The following is a 2860-nucleotide window of genomic DNA, read 5'->3' as shown; positions in this document are numbered from 1 at the left end:
TGCCAGTTGGCCTGCATGAGAATGTCGTGCAGGTCGGCGAGCTGGGAGTTCGTCAGCCCCCACAGGGTGTCGGGTCCGTCGATGGCGATCCGCGTCGCCGAGTCGGGTCGCAGTCCGCGCACCAGGACCCGCGTGCGTCGCCATGTGAGCTGCGAGCCGCCGCCGCCGGGGCGCCACAGGTCCCGCAGGTCGATGCGGTATTCGCGCTGGAAGTCGGCCTCGATGGCCTCCCCGTGCTCCCTCAGGAGTCGGCGGAGGCCTCCGATTCCCCCTCGTTGTGCCCACAGTGCTTGCGGTAGGCGGTGAAGAACGGCTTGAGCTTGTACTGGGGCAGGCCGGCGGCGCGGAAGTCGTCGAACTGGTCGCCCAGGGCAAGCTTGAACGCGCCGAGCATCGCGGACACGTCGCCGCCGTCGGCGGCCTCGACGAGGTCCCACATGTCGAGGGCCTCGATGTGCTCCATCTCCCAGCGGCGGCCCTTGTAGTGGATGCGGAACGGCCTCAATTCGACCTCGGACTCGACCGCGTCGAGGTTGAAGTCGAACGGCTTGTCGTCCTGCGGAGCGATGCGCCTGGGGGCGGGTGACTTCTTCGCTGTGCTCATGCGCGGTTCTCCTGCGGTGGGGTCTCGGTCTCGGCGTCGATCCGGACGAGTTCGGCGGGGATGGTGAGGCGGACGAAGCCGGAGCCGTCGGCCCGGACCTCGACACTGACGGCGTCGTCGGTGATGACCCAGGGGAAGGGCTTGCCGTCGACCAGCGGGCCGCGGCCGGGGCGGATGGTAACGACCTTGGCGATGCGCGGACCGGCGTTGGGCCGTGCGGCGCGCTGATCGGCGGCCAGGCTGGCCGCAGCCTTTGCGCGGCTGGCTGCGGCCAGCGGCCCGGAGGCGTCGACCAATAGGCCCAGGCGTGTGGCTCGCTCGCGGAGTTGGGTCTCGGTGAAGCTCAGGGATGCCATGCGCGGTTCTCCCTCGATGGCTGCGCGGTTGCGGGACGGAACCGGGGCACGGCGAACCGCGCAAGGAAGACCGTGCCCCGGTCGATCAGGAGGTGCCCTGCTTGTCAAACAGGACGCCGGCGCCGGAGGGGAAGATCACGGCCTGGAACGCGAAGCTTTCGAGGTCGGTCTCGTTCTGCGTCAGGTCGCCCGACAGGGAGATCTCGCCGTAGTTGTTGGTGATCACACGGCGAACCTTGTCGCCCTCGCGCATCTCGAACGCGATCTTCTTCTTCGCGGGCTTGGGCACGATGATCTGTGAGGAGGACGACCCCGGCCACACCAGGCCGAACGTCGTCTCGTTGTCCTCCAGCGCCGTGAAGGACTTGGTGAGCTTGAAGTGGCTGCGGGAGGTCCTGACCAAAATCCCGCCCCAGGCGTAGATGTCGTTGGTGTCCTCGTCCCGGGTCTCCCCGAAACCGTCGTCCCCGTTCAGGAGGCCCACGGCATCCCACGTGACGCCGAACGGGTCGTCGATGGTGGCGGGGTTGACGGCGTCGAGTTCGCCGACATACACGTCGGCGTCCGTCCACAGATTGGCGTTCAGCGGGTCGCCGGCCACGGCGTCCTCCTTGCATGTCGGGGTTGTCGGGGCGCGCGGTTACGGCGGCACACTGCCGCTCGTTCGGGGGTGGATCAGGGAGCGAGGACCGTCGGCCGCACATGCGCCCGCACGGTGAGCGTGGACAGATCCACGCCCGAGTCCGGGTCCGTCGCGGGAACCGGCCCCGTGAGGGGCTGCACGCCGCGGATGACCGCTCCCGCGTGGACCAGGAGCAGGCCCTGGCACAACTGCGCCAGGTCGTGCGCCTGGTCGGCGTCGACGTGCCACACCGTCACGCGCACCGTCGTGCGGGCGTTCGCCAGGTGCTCGACGGTCTGCCCGTCCACGCGCACCAGGACGTAGGGCAGGTGGGGTGTCTCCGGGGAGCGGTCGCCCGGCACGCGCGTGCCGACCGCGACATCGTCCGCGTAGGGCTCGCCGCGCACGGCCAGGGCGTCGCGCAGGACGGTCGCCGCGGCGGCCTGCGCGTCGGCGAAGACCACAAGCGGCTTCACCGGTTGAACTGCTTCACTTCGAGGCCGACCCCCGCCGCGGCCCGGGTGAGGACGCCGTCGCGGGCCTGCCAGCCCATGGCCCTGGCGTCGGCGATCGCCACGGTCGCCGCCCCGCGGTCGGTCGTGTACCGGCGGACCTCGACCGGCGCGTCGGCGGGCACGCTCGCCCGCACGCGCGCAGCGATCTCGTCGGCGACTCCGTCGACCAGGCGGCGGACGTCGTCGCCCCTGAGGATCTCCCTGACGCCCGCGTAGTCGAGACGAAACTCCCAGGCCGATGCCATCGGGTCCTCCTCTCAGCCCTGTGCTCGCTGCATGGTGAACTCGACGTGGTGGATCCCGCCGCCGATCGGGTCCTTCCAGCGGGCGACCTCGCCGACGACCTCCAGGGTCATGCCGTCCCATTCGATGCGGTCGGTCGCCGCGACGTCGGCGTCGGTGCCGGGCATCGTGTACACCCGCCACCCGGTGACGATGGCGTTGCGCGTCGGGTCGGCGGTCTCGTTCTGGGTGTTCGGCTGCACCGACACTCGGGTGACCGTGTGCCGGGCGACCGCCCCGGGGGACCAGTCCGGGAGGGTGTTGCCGCCGCGGTCGACCTTGGAGCCGGGCCGGACGACGGTGACCGACTCGTTGAAAATGATCAAGCGCGGTCACCCCTGTTGATCCGGTAGCGGGTGACGGCCGTTGTCCACTGGGACGTCACGCCCACCGACGCCGCGGCGCCGTAGGTCACCGACTCGCCGCCGGCCTGCATCGACTGCACCCCGGGAAGGACCTCCGCGATGCTGCGGGCCTGGTC

The 2860-nt window shown here is 70.5% G+C and carries 6 protein-coding genes; all 6 read right to left on the bottom strand.

The window, feature by feature from the left end; genetic code table 11:
* Positions 1 to 241: 241 nt before the first annotated feature.
* Positions 242 to 604, bottom strand: a complete 363-nt coding sequence (locus tag ACWCPW_RS51835; RefSeq protein ID WP_449768659.1) for a hypothetical protein — start codon at positions 602 to 604, stop codon at positions 242 to 244.
* A complete protein-coding gene (locus ACWCPW_RS51830; RefSeq protein ID WP_449768658.1) occupies positions 601 to 960 on the bottom strand; it encodes a hypothetical protein in 360 nt (119 codons plus the stop codon). Before ACWCPW_RS51830 ends, ACWCPW_RS51835 begins: the two co-directional genes overlap by 4 nt.
* An 85-nt stretch (positions 961 to 1045) precedes the next feature.
* Positions 1046 to 1561 carry a hypothetical protein gene (locus ACWCPW_RS51825; RefSeq protein ID WP_449768657.1) on the bottom strand — a complete coding sequence of 172 codons (516 nt, stop codon included), beginning with the start codon at positions 1559 to 1561 and terminating at the stop codon, positions 1046 to 1048.
* A 74-nt stretch (positions 1562 to 1635) separates the two neighbouring features.
* Positions 1636 to 2058, bottom strand: coding sequence for a hypothetical protein (locus ACWCPW_RS51820; RefSeq protein ID WP_449768656.1), 423 nt, complete (start codon positions 2056 to 2058; stop codon positions 1636 to 1638).
* Positions 2055 to 2342, bottom strand: a complete 288-nt coding sequence (locus tag ACWCPW_RS51815) for a hypothetical protein (protein ID WP_449768655.1) — start codon at positions 2340 to 2342, stop codon at positions 2055 to 2057. Before ACWCPW_RS51815 ends, ACWCPW_RS51820 begins: the two co-directional genes overlap by 4 nt.
* Positions 2343 to 2354: 12 nt before the next feature.
* Positions 2355 to 2705 (bottom strand): hypothetical protein, encoded by a 351-nt coding sequence (locus ACWCPW_RS51810; protein WP_449768654.1) that lies wholly within the window; start codon positions 2703 to 2705, stop codon positions 2355 to 2357.
* Between the last annotated feature and the right edge of the window lie 155 nt (positions 2706 to 2860).

It is taken from the genome of Embleya sp. NPDC001921 (assembly GCF_053594475.1).
Note: the sequence above shows the minus strand (reverse complement) of the source record. Positions and strands in the feature narration are given on the sequence as shown.

Excerpts from the sequence above, each read along its gene's own strand:
- ACWCPW_RS51835 (WP_449768659.1), bottom strand. The coding sequence starts at position 604 with ATGAGCACAGCGAAGAAGTCACCCGCCCCCAGGCGCATCGCTCCGCAG.
- ACWCPW_RS51830 (WP_449768658.1), bottom strand. The coding sequence starts at position 960 with ATGGCATCCCTGAGCTTCACCGAGACCCAACTCCGCGAGCGAGCCACA.
- ACWCPW_RS51815 (WP_449768655.1), bottom strand. The coding sequence starts at position 2,342 with ATGGCATCGGCCTGGGAGTTTCGTCTCGACTACGCGGGCGTCAGGGAG.